The organism is Rhizobium sp. O111, assembly GCF_055616315.1.
The window spans coordinates 2,121,782-2,138,207 of record NZ_JBSHXL010000001.1; the positions used below are offsets into that span (position 1 = coordinate 2,121,782).

At 61.8% G+C, this 16,426-nt stretch carries 15 protein-coding genes; 4 read left to right on the top strand and 11 right to left on the bottom strand.

Translation table 11 applies throughout. The features are described from left to right. The first annotated feature begins 30 nt into the window (after positions 1 to 30). From ACVTFQ_RS10855 to ACVTFQ_RS10865, 3 genes are read left to right on the top strand one after another with little or no spacing between them, the layout of a single operon-like run. Positions 31 to 990, top strand: a complete 960-nt coding sequence (locus tag ACVTFQ_RS10855; protein WP_111562128.1) for a DMT family transporter — start codon at positions 31 to 33, stop codon at positions 988 to 990. A gap of 17 nt (positions 991 to 1,007) precedes the next feature. Next, positions 1,008 to 2,204, top strand: a complete 1,197-nt coding sequence (gene caiB / locus ACVTFQ_RS10860) for a succinate--glutarate CoA-transferase (RefSeq protein WP_111562129.1) — start codon at positions 1,008 to 1,010, stop codon at positions 2,202 to 2,204. Further along, positions 2,201 to 3,859: a thiamine pyrophosphate-binding protein gene (locus ACVTFQ_RS10865; protein WP_111562130.1), complete on the top strand. Its 1,659-nt coding sequence runs from the start codon at positions 2,201 to 2,203 to the stop codon at positions 3,857 to 3,859. Before caiB ends, ACVTFQ_RS10865 begins: the two co-directional genes overlap by 4 nt. 46 nt (positions 3,860 to 3,905) lie before the next feature. Here ACVTFQ_RS10865 and ACVTFQ_RS10870 read toward each other — a convergent pair whose 3' ends face one another. From ACVTFQ_RS10870 to ACVTFQ_RS10880, 3 genes are all read right to left on the bottom strand, one after another. Next, positions 3,906 to 4,247 carry a RidA family protein gene (locus ACVTFQ_RS10870; RefSeq protein WP_047505852.1) on the bottom strand — a complete coding sequence of 114 codons (342 nt, stop codon included), beginning with the start codon at positions 4,245 to 4,247 and terminating at the stop codon, positions 3,906 to 3,908. 76 nt (positions 4,248 to 4,323) lie between these two features. Beyond that, positions 4,324 to 4,662, bottom strand: coding sequence for a protein tyrosine phosphatase family protein (locus ACVTFQ_RS10875; RefSeq protein WP_018897535.1), 339 nt, complete (start codon positions 4,660 to 4,662; stop codon positions 4,324 to 4,326). Positions 4,663 to 4,758: 96 nt separating this feature from the next. After that, positions 4,759 to 5,598, bottom strand: coding sequence for a DUF4432 family protein (locus ACVTFQ_RS10880; RefSeq protein WP_111562131.1), 840 nt, complete (start codon positions 5,596 to 5,598; stop codon positions 4,759 to 4,761). A 242-nt stretch (positions 5,599 to 5,840) separates the two neighbouring features. On the opposite strand from ACVTFQ_RS10880, the gene ACVTFQ_RS10885 reads away from it, so the two are divergent. Then, positions 5,841 to 7,202 (top strand): L,D-transpeptidase family protein, encoded by a 1,362-nt coding sequence (locus ACVTFQ_RS10885; RefSeq protein WP_470423890.1) that lies wholly within the window; start codon positions 5,841 to 5,843, stop codon positions 7,200 to 7,202. Positions 7,203 to 7,480: 278 nt separating this feature from the next. On the opposite strand, the gene ACVTFQ_RS10890 is transcribed toward ACVTFQ_RS10885, so the two are convergent. The 8 genes from ACVTFQ_RS10890 to ACVTFQ_RS10925 all read right to left on the bottom strand — a co-directional run bounded on the left by ACVTFQ_RS10890 (position 7,481) and on the right by ACVTFQ_RS10925 (position 16,330). Next, the gene (locus tag ACVTFQ_RS10890) at positions 7,481 to 8,584 is read right to left on the bottom strand and encodes a helix-turn-helix transcriptional regulator (RefSeq protein WP_111562133.1); all 1,104 of its coding nucleotides are present in this window, start codon (positions 8,582 to 8,584) and stop codon (positions 7,481 to 7,483) included. Between the two features lie 215 nt (positions 8,585 to 8,799). Continuing rightward, a complete protein-coding gene (locus ACVTFQ_RS10895; protein ID WP_018897531.1) occupies positions 8,800 to 9,513 on the bottom strand; it encodes a ParA family protein in 714 nt (237 codons plus the stop codon). 242 nt (positions 9,514 to 9,755) lie between these two features. Then, positions 9,756 to 10,907 (bottom strand): iron-containing alcohol dehydrogenase, encoded by a 1,152-nt coding sequence (locus ACVTFQ_RS10900; RefSeq protein WP_111562134.1) that lies wholly within the window; start codon positions 10,905 to 10,907, stop codon positions 9,756 to 9,758. Further along, positions 10,904 to 12,289 carry an aldehyde dehydrogenase family protein gene (locus ACVTFQ_RS10905; RefSeq protein ID WP_111562135.1) on the bottom strand — a complete coding sequence of 462 codons (1,386 nt, stop codon included), beginning with the start codon at positions 12,287 to 12,289 and terminating at the stop codon, positions 10,904 to 10,906. The genes ACVTFQ_RS10900 and ACVTFQ_RS10905 overlap by 4 nt, the downstream gene beginning before the upstream one ends. A 16-nt stretch (positions 12,290 to 12,305) precedes the next feature. Further along, positions 12,306 to 12,719 carry a type II toxin-antitoxin system VapC family toxin gene (locus tag ACVTFQ_RS10910; protein ID WP_112436868.1) on the bottom strand — a complete coding sequence of 138 codons (414 nt, stop codon included), beginning with the start codon at positions 12,717 to 12,719 and terminating at the stop codon, positions 12,306 to 12,308. Further along, positions 12,712 to 13,188, bottom strand: a complete 477-nt coding sequence (locus ACVTFQ_RS10915) for a helix-turn-helix domain-containing protein (protein WP_111562137.1) — start codon at positions 13,186 to 13,188, stop codon at positions 12,712 to 12,714. Before ACVTFQ_RS10915 ends, ACVTFQ_RS10910 begins: the two co-directional genes overlap by 8 nt. A 79-nt stretch (positions 13,189 to 13,267) precedes the next feature. Beyond that, positions 13,268 to 14,635 (bottom strand): glutamine synthetase family protein, encoded by a 1,368-nt coding sequence (locus ACVTFQ_RS10920; RefSeq protein ID WP_047505870.1) that lies wholly within the window; start codon positions 14,633 to 14,635, stop codon positions 13,268 to 13,270. Between the two features lie 147 nt (positions 14,636 to 14,782). After that, positions 14,783 to 16,330: an amino acid permease gene (locus ACVTFQ_RS10925; protein WP_047505872.1), complete on the bottom strand. Its 1,548-nt coding sequence runs from the start codon at positions 16,328 to 16,330 to the stop codon at positions 14,783 to 14,785. Between the last annotated feature and the right edge of the window lie 96 nt (positions 16,331 to 16,426).

The following is a 16,426-nucleotide window of genomic DNA, read 5'->3' on the forward strand; positions in this document are numbered from 1 at the left end:
GGTCCCCTACCCCAATCAGAGAATTCCGTCATGAGCAGCAACGCGGCAACCGGTACCAGCAACACCCCATCGGAAGTGATGATGGGGCTGATCCTGATGTTCATTTCGGTGCTGCTGTCGCCCATCATCGACATTTTCTCCAAGCTTGCGATCAGCACGGTCCCCTCAGCCCAGATCACCGCGGCGCGCTTCGGCGTGCAGGCGCTCTGCATGCTGCCCATCGTGCTCTGGCGTCACAACCTCACCGACATCACCTGGAAGCAGAGCTTCTTCCACGCCATCCGCGGCGCCATCATCACCGTCTCGATGATCTCCTTCGTCACCGCGCTGAAATACATGGCGGTCGCCGATGCCATCGCCATCTTCTTCGTCGAGCCGATCATCCTGACGATCCTGAGCAGCATCTTCCTCAAGGAAAAAATCGGCTGGCGCAGATATACGGCCTGCGGCGTCGGCTTTTTCGGCGCGATCCTCATCATCCAGCCGAGCTTCCAGGAGGTCGGTTATGTCGCACTTCTGCCCGTCGTCTGTGCGGTCTGCATCGCCATCTCCGCGATGATGAACCGGGCGCTGGCGCAGCGCGAAGACCCGTGGGTCATGCAGTTCCACATGAGCCTCTGGGGCCTGCTCATCTGCGCCGTCCTGCTCTATCTCGGCCATGGCAGCGGCTCCGATATACTCGACCCCGTCATCCCCGACACCCGCGCCTGGCTCTATCTTCTCGGCGTCGGCGTCACAGCAGCGATCGCCGGCATCTTCGGCGTCTATGCCTATCGCTCGGCACCGGCCTCGACGCTGGCCCCGCTGCAATATTTCGAGATCGTCTCCGCCACGGCCTTCGCATGGTTGGTCTTCGGCGATTTCCCGGATGCGCTGAAATGGCTCGGCATATCGATCATCATGGGCTCCGGCTTCTATATCATCTGGCGCGAGCGGCGCTTTGCATCCAAGCCCGTATCCGATACATCTGAGGAGACGCGGGCACCCTGATCTATCGTGGGAGGAACATGACGCAGACCCAGCCTAACAGAGCGCCGCTCGCAGGCATTCGTGTCATCGAACTCGCGCGTGTCCTGGCTGGCCCCTGGGCCGGCCAGATGCTGGCCGATCTCGGCGCCGACGTGATCAAGGTCGAAAACCCCGATGGCGGCGACGATACGAGGCACTGGGGTCCCCCCTTCGTCGAGGGTGCCGATGGCGAAAACCTCTCGGCCGCCTATTACCACGCCGCCAATCGCGGCAAGCGCTCGATAACGGCCGATCTCCGCAGCGAGGAAGGCCAGGCGCTGGTCCGCCGGCTGATCGCCACCGCCGATGTCGTCATCGAGAATTTCAAGCTCGGAGGCCTCGTCAAATACGGGCTCGATTACGAAAGCCTGCGCCAGATCAATCCCAAGCTCGTCTATTGCTCGATCACCGGCTTCGGCCAGACAGGTCCCTATGCGAGCCTCGCGGGCTACGATTATATCGTCCAGGGCATGTCGGGCTTCATGTCGATCACGGGCGAGCCCGATGGACAGCCTATGAAGGCGGGCGTTGCCATCGCCGATATCTTCACCGGCATCTACGCGGTCTCGGCGATCGAGGCAGCCCTCATCCACGCCCTGAAGACGGGCGAAGGCCAGCTGGTCGACATGGCCTTGCTCGACGTCCAGTCGGCCGTGCTCGCCAACCAGAACATGAACTACCTCATATCCGGCCGCCCGCCGACGCGCCTCGGCAACGCCCATCCCAACATCTCGCCCTACGAGGTCGTCCCCACATCAGATGGCTACCTCATCCTCGCCATCGGCAATGACGGCCAGTTCCGCCGCCTATGCGCCATCCTCGGCCTCGGCGGGATCGCCGACGACGAACGCTTCGCCACCAACAAGGCCCGCGTCGCCAATCGCGACGAGATGAGACGCTTGGTCTCGACCGAAACGCTGAAATGGGCGAAGGCCGATCTTCTTGCGGCCTGCGAAGCGAATGCGGTCCCCTCGGGCGCGATCAACACCATCGAGGACATGTTCAACGATCCGCAGATCGTCGCACGCGGCCTGCGCATCGATCTCGAGGATAGCGCCGGCACCGTCATTCCCGGTGTCCGAACCCCGGTCGTCCTGTCGCGGACGCCGCTCAGCTATGAAAGACCCAGTCCGAGACTGGGAGAGCACCAGGAGGAGGTGCTCGCGGAACTCATCCAATGGGAGGGGAAAAAATGAAACGGACAGGCGGAGAACTGATCGTCGAGGCATTGAAGGCAAATGGGGTGAAACGCCTCTCCTGCGTTCCCGGCGAGAGTTTCCTCGCCGTCCTCGACGCGCTCCATGACAGCGACATCGAGGTCATCGTCTGCCGCCAGGAGGGTGGCGCCGCGATGATGGCCGACACCTGGGGCCGCCTCACCGGCGAGCCCGGCATCTGCATGGTCACCCGCGGCCCCGGCGCCACCAACGCGACGGCAGGACTGCACATCGCCAAGCAGGACTCCATCCCGATGATCCTCTTCATCGGCCAGGTCCAGCGCGACGCCCGCGAACGCGAAGCTTTCCAGGAAGTCGAGTTTCGCCGCGCGCTGACCGAATACGCCAAGTGGGTGGGCGAGATCGACGACGCAGCCCGCATCCCCGAATTCGTCACCCGTGCCTTCGCGCTCGCCACCTCCGGCCGCCCCGGCCCCGTCGTCCTGTCACTGCCCGAGGACATGCTGCGCGATATGGTCGAAGCACCGCGCGCCAGGCGCTACTCGCGCGTCGAAGCCCATCCCGGCCGCAGCCAGGTCGACGACTTCTATTTGCGCCTGCTGAAGGCCGAACGCCCGATGGTCATCCTCGGTGGCTCGCGCTGGGATGCCGATGCGGTGGCCGACTTCAAGACCTTCGCCGAACGCTTCAGCCTGCCGGTCGGCTGCTCCTTCCGCCGCCAGATGCTGTTCGATCATCTGCATCCCGGCTATGCCGGCGATATCGGCGTCGGCATCAATCCCGAACTCGCGCGGGAGATCAAGGAGAGCGATCTGCTGATCTTGCTCGGTGGCCGCATGTCGGAAATGCCATCCTCGGGCTATACGCTGATCGATATCCCCTACACGCAGCAGCAGCTCGTCCACATCCATCCTGACCCATCCGAGCTCGGCCGTATCTATCGCCCGGATCTCGCCATAGCGGCCAGCCCACAGGATTTCGTCGCAGCCCTTGCCGATCTCGAAGCCCCCACGCAAGCGCGATGGGCGGACCGCACGGAGCGCATGCATCAAGGCTATCTCGCCTGGTCGACACCGCCGCAAACGGGACCGGGGGACGTCCACATGGGGCCGATCATGGCTTGGATCGAAGAGAACACACGGCCCGACGCCATCTTCACCAACGGCGCCGGCAACTACGCAACCTGGCAGCATCGCTACCATCGCTTCCGCCAGTTCAACACCCAGGCAGCCCCGACATCGGGCTCCATGGGCTACAGCGTCCCCTCAGCCGTCGCTGCCAAGGCGCTGTTTCCGGATCGCGAAGTGATCTGCTTTGCCGGCGACGGCTGCTTTCTCATGCACGGCCAGGAATTCGCCACCGCCATCCGCTACAAGCTGCCCTTCATCACGCTTCTGATCAACAACGGCATGTACGGCACGATCCGCATGCATCAGGAGCGCGAATATCCCGGCCGCGTCAGCGGCACCGGTCTCACCAACCCCGATTTCGCCGCCCTCGCCCGCGCCTATGGCGGCCATGGCGAGACGGTGGAGAAAACCGAAGACTTCGCCCCCTCCTTCGAGCGATCCCGCGAAAGCGGCCTGCCCGCTATCATCGAGATCAAGCTCGACCCCGAGGCGATCACCCCGACCCGCACGCTCTCGGAAATCGCACAAATAAAAAGCCGGTGAGGAGCTGAACTCCTCACCGGCTTTCGAAATCGCAATGGAAACGATATTAGATCGCAGCCGTGACGATGAACTCGACCTTGTACTTCGGAGCGGCCAGCTTGGCTTCGCTGGTGGCGCGAGCCGGCGTGTTGGCCGGGTCGACCCAGGCTTCCCACGCAGCGTTCATTTCAGCGAAATCCGAGATGTCGGAGAGATAGATCAGCGTCTGCAGGATCTTCGACTTGTCGGAGCCGGCAGCGGCCAGCAGGCGATCGACTTCGGCAAGCGCGTCCTTGCACTGGTCGGTCACGGTTGCGCCTTCACCAACCTGGCCGGCGAGGTAAACGGTGTTGCCGTGGATGACCGCGCCGCTCATGCGGGCGCCGGCGTCGATACGCTTGATGCTCATGTTGTTCTCCTTGTCATGAAATGAAAGAGGCGCCGCACGCAAGCGCAGCGCCGGACTTTACAGCCCGCGCCTTGAATCAGGTGCGGATGTGATGGGTCTTCTGGTAGATCGCCGTCGAGCGGGCGCCGGAGCGGCAGTAGCCGAGCATCGGGCGCGGGAACTCGTCCAGCGCGTCGACCATGCCGGCGACCGCCTCTTCCGTCACGCCCATGGGGCCAACGGGAACATGGGCGATCTCAAGACCGAGCTCCTTGGCGCGCGCGGCGATATCGGCGAACGGCGTCTGGTCCATGCTCTCCTGGTCCGGACGATGGCAGACGATGGACTTGAAGCCCATGGCCTTGATCTCGTCGAGCTCATCGACCGTGATCTGGCCGGAAACCGAATATTCGTCGTCGATCTGGCGGATGTCCATCGCAAATACTCCTGAAATCGTGGGCTGAATGACTACGCCGCCCGATCAATGCCGTCAACCGCACAACACGGTTGAATCAGCCTGTTGATTTGCGTGTCAAACGAAAGCAAAGCTGAGCCCGTACTCGCGGCTTTCGCCGGGCTTGAGCATGTTGAATTCACCGGCTTCCTCAAGCTCCGCGCGCGGCACCCAACGGTGCGAGACCGGCTCGATGCCGAGCACATCGGCCGGCGCCGTCTGGTTGCGCCAGACCTGCAGATGCGGCAGCGTATCGGCCTTCACCCGCACCCGCAGCGTCTTGCCGCCGATTGAAGCCATCGGCCCAAGCCGCACTTCCGCCAGGCCATCGCGCGTTGCCGGCGCTTCCACGCAGAAGATATCGCCGCCATCCTTGCCGAAACGCCAGGGGAAGCCGCCATTCTCAAGCATTGCGCCTTCGAGCCGCGTGCCCTCGTCGAACCATTTGCCGCCGATGTTCATATGATACATCAGGAACGTCGGCACGGTCTGGTCGCTGGTGTTGATCACCTTGTCCTTCAGATGCGCCTCGCCGGTCTTGCCGTCGATGAACCAATGGCGCTCGATCCGGGCAGGCAACCCCTCAACGGTGACAATGTCGATATCGGCGCGGCATTCCGCATTGCCGTTTTCGAACTTGGTCCAGAGCACCTTGGCGGCATGGCCGGCGGCCGAGCCGTGCAGCGGAAAGACCTTGCCGTCGGAGCGGCCGGGGATCGGTTCGCGATGGCGGATGTGGTCGGGCCCGCAGGTAAAAAGGAACCCCTGCACCGAATGCGAGATGCGCTCATCGCCGTCGTCGGGAACGGCCTGCTTCGGGGCGATATCGATGCCCTCGACCAAGCAGCCACCGATATCCATCAGCGACGTCTCGTCCAGCATCAGCTTCGGCCCCGTCGCGGCTGCGAATTCCATCATGATCCCGTCTCCCCCTCAAAATGAACTTCCGTAGGGTTAGGCGGCACCCGCTGTTTCGTCAATCCAAGGTGTCGCCACCGCCAACGAGATTTTGATTGGAACCAGCTGGCCCTCTCAAATGTTTATGAGTAAAGGGAAATTTATTGGTTTTTTCATTTTTTGTTCAGCACGATTTCATAAATTCCACACTAGCGTCAAAATTCGCGGGTGTGTGTCGCCAAGTCACTGAAGGATACGAAGACGTGAATCGCTTTCTGAAATCGGCATTATCTGGGACCGTTATCGTGCTGGCCATGTCGGCAGTGGTTCAGGATGCGTCCGCGCAACAATATCGCCGCCAGGGCAGCGTCGTCTTCGTCACGCCGAACGGCGAGATCCTCGATTACATGCCTCAAGGCAGCGGCTACACGCGCGATCGCGCCGGCAACCGCGTGCTGGTCGACGGCTACGGCAACATCATCGCCACAGAGGCGCGCTCACGCGGCTACTATCCGCCGCCGCCCTCGCGCCAGGTCTACGGCCGCGATGTCTACAACAACGATCCTTATTACAGCGAAGACCAGTACGGCGACACGCGCTATTCCGAGCGCGGCGCGGTCACTGGCGCCATCCCGCGCGAGGCATCGATCGATCGCCAGCAGCTGGATCAGCCCTACCCGCAGAACGATGGCGACTACGCATCGATCGATCCAGACCAGCAGCAGCCGCAGGTCACGCAGCCGACCCGTCCGGCCGATCCCGTCATCACGCTGAAGAACAAGTCGAAATCCGAGATTGTCGCGCTGCAGGTCTTCCTCGACCGCGCCGGCGTTTCGCCTGGCGCCATCGACGGCCACATGGGCGCTAACGTCACCAAGGCGGTCTACGCCTATGAGCAGATGACCGGTGAGACGCTCGATCCGAACAATACCGACGCGATCCTCGAGCAGCTGCGCATGTCCGGCGGCCTGCCTGTCGTCAGCTACACCATCACGCCCGCAGACGCGGCCGGCCCCTATGTCGCCGAGATCCCCGAGGATTATGCGCACAAGTCGCAGATGACCTCGCTCGCCTTCACCTCGGTAACCGAGGCTCTGGCCGAACGCTTCCACATGGACGAAGGCTTCCTGAAGGAGCTGAACGCAGGCGCCGACTTCACCGTCCCCGGCACCATCATCAAGGTGGTCAATCCCGGTGAGGTCAAGACCGGCAGTGTGGCCCGCATCATCGCCGACAAGGGCAAGAAGCAGGTTTTCGCCTATGACGCCTCCGGCAAACTGATCTCCGCCTACCCGGCCTCGATCGGCTCCACCGACACGCCCTCGCCTTCGGGCACGGTGACGGTCGAGCGCGTCGCTTTCAATCCCGGTTATACCTACAATCCGAAGATCAACTTCCAGCAGGGCGCCAACGACAAGATCCTCAACATCCCGCCGGGCCCGAACGGCCCTGTCGGCACCGTGTGGATGGCGCTGTCGAAGCCGACCTACGGCATTCACGGAACGCCCGAACCCTCGAAGATCGGCCGCACCCAGAGCCACGGCTGTATCCGCCTGACCAACTGGGACGCCACCGAACTCGCCAAGATGGTCAAGCCCGGTGTCACCGTCGAGTTCGTGGACTGATAAGCGCTAGAGCCTTTCCTGCTTAGATTGAAACATTCTGTTGGCTCAAACGGAGTCGAATGGTCGCCCGGCTGGCGCGCGTCGTAGCCAAAGCATACGGCCAAGCCGGCCGGGCGATCGGGCGGCCTGTTTCAGCCAACCCCGGAGGGGCCGGGCATCTTTCCGCCCGGTTCAAAGGCGATCGGCTCGACCGTACCCAGGGTATGCCCTTCGCCAATCGCCTTTGCCCTGACGAAAACCTGCTCCGGCAGAATGCTTCAATCTAAGCGGGAAAGGCTCTAGTTGTTGCGGCGCGCCTGCTCGCTGAAATAGACGAGCCGCAACAATTCCGACTGCGAATTGACCCCTGTCTTCGCAAACACCGACTTCAGCTGACTGCGGATCGTCTCGCGCGACCTGTTGCTCTCGATGGCGATATCGGTGATCGATGATCCGTGCAGCAGCCCCTGCATGATCTTGATCTCCGCCCTGGTCAGCCCGAATTTGCCTCCAAGCCCCGGCACATCCATCGCCACGGGCTTGGCTGATGGCTCGATGATGATGGCAATGCTCGGCGCATCGAAGAATTGAATGCGGGCACTCTTCTGCAGACGGACGAGGGTAAGCTTGACGCCATTCACATCAAGCACCTGCTGCCGCTCGCCGTCACGCCATTGCGAGAGCAATCGACCGAGGCACGCATTGGCGTCGGCATCGGCGAGCCAGACTTTTCCCTGTAGGTCGAGGCGTACGGACCGCCCCTCGGTCAATGCCTGCTCCCCGACCGCGCTGGCCGACAGCAGCTTGCCGCCGTCCCCAACCAATAAAACGCCGACGCCGATCGCGTCGAACAGCCGACCACCGAGCTCATCCGCGCTCTTCTCGCCCTTTCCAGCCTCGAAATAGCGCACCGCCCGGTGCAGATGCGGCGCAAGCCGCGTGAAGGTATCGGCGTAAACCCTGTTTTCCTCGGGCCCGCCGTTTGCGATCGAACTGGAGATGTTGAACATCCGGCCGTCTCGCTTCACCAGCGCCATGCCGATTGCGGTCTCGCCGCATTGCTTCCAGAAGTCGTTGTAGAACTCTGTCTTCACGAACTGCTCACGCGGCAGCAACTCCTCGGACAGGAAGCCGCGCCACATCGGCATCACGCTCATGGCCGGCGCCCAGGGGTTTATGCTCGCGAAATGATCGGAGTAACTTTCAACCCATTCATCGCTGAAACCCTTGTCTATATGAGACGCGCCCTCCGCCCGCATCGGGTCGTGGTAGAACAGCGTGGTCTTGCCGCCGGGAACGATGTCGTTCCATCGGCCAAGAAACATGTCCCAGGTGGCCTCGCCGAAAATTACACCGTAGATGGTGTCGACCAGACTGTCATAGGTATCTTCAGCGACGATCATTGTTCCCCCGGCAAGCGCCCGCACCGCAGGCGAGGATACCAGTGTAAAGCTTCTGGAAACAACGAAAATTACCCTTTTCGGGTGATACCCACCCGAGGGAAAAGCAGGCACTGATGCGGAGATACATGGTCGCGTCGAAACGAGGAAACCGACCTTGCATCAATGAAAATGCGCCCCAGCGGACCGGGGCGCATTTTCAATCACAAAATGAGTGATCAGGCAGCCGAACGGATCAGCGGACCGGTCATGCGCGCCGCGGCCGGCAGTCTCACCGGCAGCTTGCGCATGATCTCTTCGGCGAAACAGAGGGCGTTTTCGCGCGCCTTGTCGAGGTTGCTGGCACGCGCCGGATCGAGCGTGTGCAGCGTGCCGCCGCAATCGAAGATATCGCGGAAGGCCGAACGCTCGATGATCGCGGTATCGAGCACCGGCACCTGCCGCTGGTTGAGCAACGTCTTCACGATCGCGAGCGCCCGTGTCGTCACCATCGAGTTGACGCGCGTCAGCACAACGGAGTGACCGATGCGGATACCCGCCTTCTCGTCGAGATACTGCAGCAACTCCAACACCTGCGCCCCACCACGCGCATCCATGGCGCAGCCCTGGATCGGGATCAGGACATGATCCGAAAGACCGATCGCCGTTGCCAGCATCGGATTGCGGGCGCCCGGCAGGTCAATGATGAAATAGTCGGTGTTGTGCTTGTTCTCGGAGATATGCTGCGGCAGCGATGCCGAGGTCACGAAGTCGATCACCGAGACGTTGGGCACATGGCCGGAGATTTCGTGCCAGCGCGAAATCCAGTGCTGCGGATCGGCATCGAGGATGGTGACCCGGTAGCCCTTGCGGGCAAGCTCGGTGGCCAGCAACAGAACAGCGGTGGTCTTCCCGGCGCCGCCCTTGGTGTTTGCAAATGTGATGACTGCCATGTTCGTTCCTCGGGGGAAATGTCGCGAGCCGGGATCGCTCTATTGCGCACATCGGGATGCATCGTGCGGTTACTGCATCCTTTCCAAACATGGTTAACAATATCTAAACAAGGCATCCGAAATCCCGGCCCGCATTTCTTGCAGCAGCCTTCGCCATTCGCCCCCGGACGCCCTGCAGCACAACGAAAAAGACCCGGAAAGCGCAGTGCTTTCCGGGCCAAATCTCAGGTCCGCATTTTGTATCAGAAGCAGTCCTTGAACAGCGCCTTGGTGTTCTCAAGCGTCATCGCAACAGGATTGCCGCCTGCGCTCGGGTCTTCGATCGCCATCGCCGAGAGTTCATCGATTCGATCGGGCTTGATGCCCATCGCCGAGAGGCTCTCGGGCACGCCGAGTTCGGAGCGCAGTTTCAGCACGTAATCGTAGAACCCGTCGAAGCCGCCTGAAATGCCGAGGTAGGCGGCCGCGCGGGCGATCTTGTCTTCGATGACGGCGCGGTTGAAGCGCAGCACGGCCGGCATCACGACAGCATTGGTCATGCCGTGATGCGTGTTGTAGACGGCGCCGATCGGATGCGACAGCGCATGGATGGCGCCGAGCCCCTTCTGGAACGCGACAGCGCCCATGGCGGCGGCCGACATCATGTTGGCGCGGGCTTCGAGATCCGTGCCTTCCTTGTAAGCGCGCGGCAGGAACTCCTTGACCAGACGCATGCCCTCAAGCGCGATGCCGGCAGACATCGGGTGGTAGAAGGGCGAGGAATAGGCTTCCAGGCAATGCGCGAAGGCATCCATGCCGGTGCCGGCCGTGATGATCTTCGGCATACCGACTGTCAGCTCCGGATCGGCGATGACGACGCCGGGCAGAAACTTCGGATGGAAGATGATCTTCTTCACATGCGTCTCGGAATTGGTGATGACGCTGGCGCGACCGACTTCCGAGCCGGTGCCCGCCGTGGTCGGCACGGCCACGATCGGCGCGATACCCTCGACCGAGGCGCGCGTCCACCAGTCGCCGATGTCCTCGAAGTCCCATACGGGACGCGTCTGGCCGGCCATGAAGGCCACGCACTTGCCGAGATCGAGGCCCGAACCGCCGCCGAAGGCGACGACGCCGTCATGGCCGCCATCCTTGAACGCCTTGACGCCGGCCGCAAGGTTCTTCTCATTCGGGTTCGGATCCACATCGGCGAAGATCGCCCGGCCAAGCCCAGCCGCTTCGAGAATGTCGAGCGCGTTCGTGGTGATCGCCATCGTCGCCAGGCCGCGATCGGTGATGAGGAGCGGCTTCTTCATACCGAGGCTCTTGGCGGCATCCGCCAGTTCCTTGATCCGGCCGCGGCCGAGCTTGAATGAAGTCGGGTAGCTCCAGTTGGCTGTGATATGCGCGCTCATGCTGTCACTTTCTTCAGATGGTAAGATTTCGGACGCGTCAGGTTCTGGAAGCCGATGATCGACAGCGAGCCGCCGCGACCGGTTTCCTTGACGCCGGTCCAGCACAGTGCCGGATCGAGATAGTCGGCGCGGTTCATGAACACGGTGCCGGTTTCGATCTCGCGGCCAAGCCGCCCTGCCCGCTCGGCATCCTTGGTCCAGAGCGAGGCCGTCAGGCCGTACTGGCTGTCGTTCATCAGAGCCAGCGCCTCGTCGTCGCTCTTCACCTTCATGATGCCGACGGCGGGACCGAAGGTCTCCTCGCGCATGAAGGCCATCGAGTGATCGACATTGACGAGGATCTGCGGCGCGAGATAGGCGCCGCCATCATCCTGAGGGAAGAGCTTCGGATCGACCAGCGCCTTGGCACCCTTCCCGACCGCATCGGCGATCTGCTCGCGCACGACCTTGGCGAAACGCTTGTTCGCCATCGGACCGAGCGACGTTTCCGGATCGAGTGGGTTGCCGAGCTTGTAGTTCGACACCCATGCGACCGACTTCTCGACGAAGCTGTCATAAAGGGATTCATGGACATAGATGCGCTCGATCCCGCAGCAGCACTGCCCGGAATTGTAGGTCGCTCCGTCCATCAGCGTATCGACCGCCGCATCGAGATCGGCATCTTCCATGACGTAACCCGGATCCTTGCCGCCGAGCTCGAGGCCGAGCCCGGTAAACGTGCCTGCCGCCGCCCGCTCCATCGAGCGCCCGCCTTCGACCGAACCGGTGAAGTTCACGAAGTTGAAGCTGCCGGCGGCAATAAGCGCCGATGTCGTCTCATGGTCGAGGAAAACGTTCTGGAACACATCCTCGGGAACGCCGGCCTCGACGAAGGCCTGTACCAGCCGCTCGCCGACGAGAAGCGTCTGCGAAGCATGCTTCAACACAACCGTATTGCCCGCCATCAGCGCCGGCGCGATCGTGTTGATCGCGGTCATGTAGGGATAATTCCAGGGCGCCACGACGAAGACGACGCCATGCGCCTCGCGCTCGATGCGGCGCTCGAACTTGTCGCTCTGTTCAACAACCAGCGGCGCCAGCGCATCGGCGGCAATCGAGGCGACGTAGTTGGAGCGCTCGTTGAAACCCTTGTACTCGCCGCCGTAGCGAATCGGACGCCCCATCTGCCAGGCAAGCTCGGGAACGACGACGTCGGACATTTCGTTCAGTCGCGCCGCACCCTTCAGCACCAGCTGGACACGGTCTTCCAGCGGTCGCCTTGCCCAGGCCTTCTGCGCCTTGCGCGCCCGCGCCACGACCTCCTTCGCTGCCTCCAGCGACAGCGCCGGACGCTCGGCGTAAACCGATCCGTCGATCGGCGATATGCATTGAATTACAGTCATTTCCAAACTCCAGTCATTAACAGGCCAGCGTGCGGACATGCCCCGCGACGCCATAGGAAAGGATCGCGCGATCGCGCGTGATGATGGTCAGGTCGTTCTCCCGCGCCGTGGCGATGAGGATGCGGTCTGCTGGATCGTTGTGAACGGGCTGCGGTAGAAAAGATGACGCGACAAGCGCCTGCAGAGAAACATCAGCGGTCTGCGCTCCGATCAGTTCCATAGCGTCTTCAAACCAGTACATCGCATCCTTCGTCGTTGGCAGCCGCCCCTTGCTGATCAAAATCCCAATCTCCCACGCCGACATCGACGAAACAAACAGGCCGCGCTTTTCACGTCCACTACTAAGCGCAACATTCGCCTCTCTGCTGAGTGGCGCTCCCTCGACAAGCCAGAGAACCGTGCAGGTATCGAGGAGGAAGCGGTCAGTCATCGTCGTAGACTTTACCCCAATCCGGATCGGCAGGCGCGGTCAGATCGACCCCCGGCATGATGGTCAACGTCCCCTTCATGCAGCCCCAGGCCGGGTGCACCTCGATCAGCGTTCCATCCTCCAGCTCCATCCAGCGCTTGCCATCCTTGTAGATGACATCGTCCTCCGTAAACATCTTGACGGGCGGCTCGTCGGCCAAAACCGGTGCGGTGCCGCCGCCCTCATAGGCCGCCTGCTTCTTCTCCGCGAAGCCGGCGGCGTCACCGCGTCGATGCGCTGCCACCTCCTCCAACGGAACGCTGAGATAATCCGCGATCTGGTCCTGCTCGTCGGCGCTCATCTTCCGCTCGCCGCTCAGCATGCGCGACACGGCGCTCGGCTCAAGCCCCATGAACCGGGCCATGTCGCGAAGCGAAGCGTCGCGCTGTGAAAGCTTTTCGTAGAACCATGCGCTGTCGATCACACCCATGTCGATCTCCTCTGGAAACGCCGGAGCACATTAGCACAATGCGACCAACGCAACAATCAGAGCGAGTGTTGCGATTATCTCATGCTCGCTCGAAACCGCGCGCTACCTCCCAGTCCGTGATCCTGCGGTCATACTCCTCCTGCTCCCACTCCGCCGCGCGGGTATAGTGATCGATGACGTCGTCGCCGAAAGCATTGCGCAGCATCTTGGACTTTGTCATGGCCGTGGTCGCGGCCCGGAGCGTCCGCGGAATCTCGCGCACCTTGCGCGCGCCATAGGCGTCGCCGACGAAGGGCGCTTCCAGCTCCATCTTGTTCTCGATCCCGTCGATCCCTGCCGCCAACAATGCGGCGAAGGCGAGATAGGGGTTGAGGTCGGAGCCGCCGACGCGGCATTCGATGCGGATCGCCTTGGTGCCGTCACCGCAAAGCCGATAACCAGCCGTACGGTTGTCCTTGCTCCAGATCGCCTTGGTCGGCGCGAAGGTTCCGGCCATGAAGCGCTTGTAGGAGTTGATGTAGGGCGCCAGGAAATAGGTGATCTCGCTTGCATGCGCGAGCAGGCCGGCGATGTAGTTTTCCATCAGGCTGGACATGCCGTACTTGCCCTTGTCGTCGGCAAACAGCGGCGTCTTGCCGTCGGCACTCCACAGCGACTGGTGGATATGCGACGAACTGCCGGCAGCATTGTAGTGCCACTTGGCGAGGAAGGTGATCGCCTTGCCCTTGGCCCAGGCGATTTCCTTGCAGCCGTTCTTGATGATCGAGTGGCGATCAGCCATGGCGAGCGCATCGGCATAGCGCACATTGATCTCCTCTTGGCCTGCCGAAGCCTCGCCCTTGGAGTTCTCAACGGGAATGCCGGCGCCCTGCAGCCCGGTGCGGATCGCCCGCATCACCTCTTCCTCTTTGGTCGTCTGGAAGATGTGATAGTCCTCATTATAAGCGCTGGCGAGCTTGAGATTGCGATAGCCGGATGCCTGCGCGGATTCGTAGGTCTGGTCGAACAGGAAGAATTCGAGCTCGGATGCCATGAAGGCCTTCATGCCCATATCTTCCAGCCGCTTGACCTGCTTCTTCAGGATCGCACGCGGCGAATGCGGCACTTCCTCGTGTGTGTGATGGTCGAGCAGGTCGCAGAGCACAAGTGCGGTCCCCTCAAGCCAGGGAATGCGCCTGAGCGTCGAGAGATCCGGCTTCATCGTGTAGTCGCCGTAGCCCTTTTCCCAGCTGGTCGCCTTGTAACCAGAGACGGTCTCCATCTCCATGTCGGTGGCAACGAGATAGTTGCAGCTGTGTGTTTCCTTCCAGGCGCTTTCGACGAAGTATTCGGCCTGGAAACGCTTGCCCATAAGCCGCCCCTGCATGTCGACCTGGCATGCCAGCACGGTATCGATGCGTCCGTCGGCAACGTCCTGCTTCAGATCGTCGAGAGTATAGATGCTCATATGGACCTCCCCATAAATTTAAACTGAAATCGGGCCAACGAAACGGCATGCTCCGTGCGGCAATGCCGCGCCGGACTGCGCAGTCTAATGTCGGTCAACCGCAATGCAGGGCCGCCGGACGCGGCCCCGCTTTCTTGGAAGAATATATCAGCCTTCGCCGACAGCCTTTTCGGCAGCCGCGATCTCGGCCTGGCGGCGCGCAACTTCCTCGCCGATCGGCGGGCCCTTGAAGCGGCGGCTTTCGAAGCCGAACCACACGATCGCGGTCAGCACCAGGAAGCCGACGGTCACATAGAGCGCCGGGCCGTTCGGCGGCTGCACGCCGAGAACGAAGATCAGGATCATCGCCAGGATGGTCAGCACCGAGAACAGCTTGTACATGCCCTCGCCGATGTTCCACGGACCCATCTTGTCCCACTTCGAAGTCCCCCAGGCGAAGAGACCGAGCGTGATCGGGATTGCGAAGGAGAAGAACAGGAAGATGACCGTGCACGAAACGACGATCGTGTAAACCGGCGTGTCACCGATCGAAACGAGCGAAGAGCCCCAGACGAAGAGCACCGAGAGGATCGATCCGGTCCAGATCGCCGAAACCGGCGTGCGGTACTTCGGGCTGACCTTGGCGAGCGCCTTGGAAGCCGGAAGGCCGCCATCGCGCGAGAAGGCGAAGATCATGCGCGAGACGGAGGTGACGGTCGCAAGGCCGCACAGCCACTGGCACACGAGGATAGCGAAGTAGAGGATATCCTTGACGGTCGCGTTGACCTGCGTGTCCATCGCCCAGAAAAACACGTTCCAGCCCTGCTTGGCGGCATCATCCATGTTCGGCAGCATCAGCACGAACGAGCAAAGCATGATGTAGCCGAACAGCGCCGACCACAGCACGGAAGAGACCATGCCGCGCGGAACGGAATGAGCGGCCTTGACCGTTTCTTCCGAGGTATGCGCGGAAGCGTCGTAGCCGGTGATCGTGTAGATCGGTAGCAGAAGGCCGAGCAGGAACACCCAGGTGCCCGACGTTGCCGGCCAGACATTGCCACCCGCTTCGCCGGAATAGTTGGCGAACGTGAACAGGCGGCCGATCTCGTAGGACGGCGCGAAGTACAGGCACACGGCCGACAGCGCGATCGCCGATGCGAAGATCAGGTAGCCCGAGAAGTCGGTGAGCTTCGCGGTCAGGCCGATACCCATGTGGTTCACGAGCGCCTGCGCGCCGGTGATGATCACGAGGAACAGGATGCGCACCGTCGTCGTATCGGTCAGGCCGAAATAGGTCGTGCCGAACGAGCCCATGAAGAAGTAATAGGTGCCGACGTTGATGGCGCCGAGAACCGTGACGAGGCCGAGCAGGTTGAACCATGCCGTCAGCCAGCCGGTGAAGCGGTTACCGAGGATCGAACCCCAGTGATAGAGACCGCCGGCCGTCGGATAGGCCGAGCTGATCTGCGCCATGGCGACGGCGAACACCAGCGAGACGAAGCAACCGATCGGCCAGCCGATGCCGATCGCAGCACCACCCGCGCCGGCCGTTGCCTGCGCCAGCGAATTGATACCGCCGGAAAGAATGCAAATGATCGAGAATGAAACGGCAAAATTCGAAAACGAGCTCATGCGCCGTTCGAGTTCCTGGGCATAGCCCATGGAATGCAGGATGTGCACATCCTGCTTCTTGTCGAGTTCCGAATAATCGGACATGACGTCCCCCTGTTTAGCCATCAACCGCGGAATTGCGGCTGATTATCCAGTGCCAAAGTGCCCGCGACGTATTCGCCTGCGGGCGGATCGCAGTTA